General features: G+C 33.6%; 4 protein-coding genes and 1 tRNA gene. All 5 read right to left on the bottom strand.

Annotated features, from left to right (window positions below; translation table 11 throughout):
• Positions 1–43 precede the first annotated feature (43 nt).
• Positions 44–115 (bottom strand) — tRNA-Glu (locus tag OZD62_RS01570).
• A 68-nt stretch (positions 116–183) separates the two neighbouring features.
• Positions 184–834, bottom strand: a complete 651-nt coding sequence (locus OZD62_RS01565) for an ankryin (RefSeq protein ID WP_275019288.1) — start codon at positions 832–834, stop codon at positions 184–186.
• Positions 835–1,015: 181 nt separating this feature from the next.
• On the bottom strand, positions 1,016–1,183 hold the full coding sequence (locus OZD62_RS01560) for a hypothetical protein (protein ID WP_275019287.1): 168 nt from the start codon (positions 1,181–1,183) through the stop codon (positions 1,016–1,018).
• A 24-nt stretch (positions 1,184–1,207) separates the two neighbouring features.
• On the bottom strand, positions 1,208–1,423 hold the full coding sequence (locus OZD62_RS01555) for a hypothetical protein (RefSeq protein WP_275019286.1): 216 nt from the start codon (positions 1,421–1,423) through the stop codon (positions 1,208–1,210).
• 48 nt (positions 1,424–1,471) lie between these two features.
• Positions 1,472–2,296 carry an oxygen-dependent coproporphyrinogen oxidase gene (hemF, locus tag OZD62_RS01550; RefSeq protein WP_022626154.1) on the bottom strand — a complete coding sequence of 275 codons (825 nt, stop codon included), beginning with the start codon at positions 2,294–2,296 and terminating at the stop codon, positions 1,472–1,474.
• Positions 2,297–2,593 lie beyond the last annotated feature (297 nt).

Below are 2,593 nucleotides of genomic sequence, written 5' to 3'. Positions count from 1 at the left end.
CCTAATTTTTCCCATTCAAAACTTTAATTATATTCTACTTGAGTGACTCTTACGGGATTTGAACCCGTGTTACCACCGTGAAAGGGTGGTGTCCTAACCACTAGACGAAAGAGTCAACTTGAATCTAACTAGGTTATATCGATTACATATATAAAGTCAATTCAATTATTTTGAATCACATAGTTAGAGGGATATATCAGTAATCTTATATCGACAGCCTCCTATTACTCCATGCTCAATACTCACTGAACCTATCTCAGATTTAGGAGCTAATTCTAATTGTTGTTCAACTTTTGTATCGGAATCATAGCCAGAATCGTAGCCAGAATCTCTACGCTCATATTTCTGCCTTATTTCTTCTACACTAAAGCCAGCCTTGGTCTTAATTTTTTGATCATTAGTCTGTTGCTGACTTATCGACTTATTAGCACTTAGCTCATTTAGCTTCACTTGCCAATCATTCACTTTATCTTGCACTAACCCATGGCAAGTTCCAGAATTAGCTTTTATGTCTTTTGCTTTTCTTTCTGCTCTTTTCTTGGACAAATCTACCCTAGCATAAATAGGTTCTGACGACTGTTCTGGCTCTTTCTGTTTTAGGCTAGTAGGCTTTTTTTGTTCTGAAAGATCATCTATAGTGCAATAAATAGGTTCTTCTGATATACTCAAATAACCACTATCTTCCAATGATAAATTTTCAGTGGATTTTTTATGTGAATCATATATTTCAGCATAAATAGATTCTTCTGATACACTCAAATAACCATTCTCCCCTAATGAGTTACTAACCTTAGCATCATACACCTCAGCGTAAATTGGCTCTTTTGAAGGCAAAGCATCATAATTAGTGCTCTTTGCTTATACTCAAAAGTTCTAGAAGGTTTTTGAGGTGGTATTACATTGTTGTTCACCTCAGCGTACATAGTTATTGGCTCATATTCAGAGGTTCTAGGAGGTTTTTGTTGTATAGCTTCAACATTCAAATCATTTGTAGAATAATACTCTGCGCCTTTTCCTAGTAAAAAGGAAACTGTGGGGTGAAGATTGCTGCTGGTAAGTTTTTCTCACTATCCAATTTTAGATTTTTTGATTCTGCTAAACTCTCAATAACACGAATTATAACATTCTTTCCATTCTCATCTATTGAGTGGATATCAGCTCCACGATTAATCAGCAATTCCATTATTTTGTGATCTGTAGCATGTCCTTAAGCCTGATTTAAAGCTTGATTATTATTTATATCAAATGATCCTGTATTCTTGAGAGACATAGTCTTTGAAAAGAATTTTCTAAAACTATTTAATGCATCATAGAGAATTAGAGTCAGTTTAACACCTTTTATGTCATTGTTTTTGACAGATTTAATTAAAAAATTATCTATTATGCCCATGATTATACCCCCTATATAAAAGCTCACTACCATGGTACAATTTTAAACTATGATGATTTATTTTCTACTAATAGCAGCTCTCTATAACCACTTAACAAGTGGCGGCATTGACATCATAATTGCATCTGGATTGCCGTCAGTCATTAAACCAAACCTTGTGCCACGATCGTATAACAGATTGAATTCTACATATCTGCCACGTTTTATTAATTGATTTTCTCGTTGTTCTTTTGTCCAAGATTTTTGTATATGTTTACGTATGATGTGCAAATAAATTTCCAAAAAGGCTTCACCTACTGCTTTTGTGAACTCAAAATCGTTTTCCCAGTTGCTAGAACTCAGATTATCATAGAAAATGCCACCAATACCACGCGGCTCTTTTCTGTGTTGTAAGAAAAAATAGTTGTCACATTGCTCTTTAAATTTTGGATAATATCCGGTGTCAAATCTATCACATGTCATTTTGATTGATTCATGAATATACTTGCAATCTTCTTCATTTTTATATATTGGCGTAAAATCCATTCCTCCACCAAACCATTGTTTTGAAGTATATATCAGCCTTGTGTTCATATGTGCTGCAGGGATAAGGGGCGATTGCATATGAGACACTAAAGATATACCGCTTGCCCAGAACTCTCCGTTACTTTCACTTGCACCAGGAATTTCATTAATGGCTGAATCTGCAAATTTTCCGTGTACTTTTGAAACGTTTACTCCAACTTTTTCAAAAACATTACCAAAAATAATTGTAGATTCACCACCTCCACCACCTGGGCGATCCCACTTTCTCTTTTCGATTTTTGGCTCTGCGGATGATTGTTTTTCAATTAATAAGAAAGATTCTATAATCTTATCTCTTAGTGCACAGAACCATTTAAATGCTTGTGTTTTTTGTTTTTCCATAATATCCTCTTGCTAGCTTATTAACATTGTTATATCTGATATTTAAGGAACTTAATTAGATTTGGATGATAATTATCTATCAAAGACGTTAATAAATCTATAATAATTAAATCAATATAATAGAACATTTTCGTATGTACAACAATGCCAAGTAACAATAATGAATAAAAGATACATAGATAACAAAAAAGAGAACAGGGTTGACTTCATACTAAGAAATTATGGAATGTCAATTGTTGTGATGGCAGTTATTATGCTCTTACCTCCAGTAGCAATATCGATACTCTACTTTTTTGA

This window comes from Wolbachia endosymbiont of Drosophila seguyi, from assembly GCF_028981765.1.
GTDB lineage: Bacteria > Pseudomonadota > Alphaproteobacteria > Rickettsiales > Anaplasmataceae > Wolbachia > Wolbachia pipientis.
Note: the sequence above shows the minus strand (reverse complement) of the source record. Positions and strands in the feature narration are given on the sequence as shown.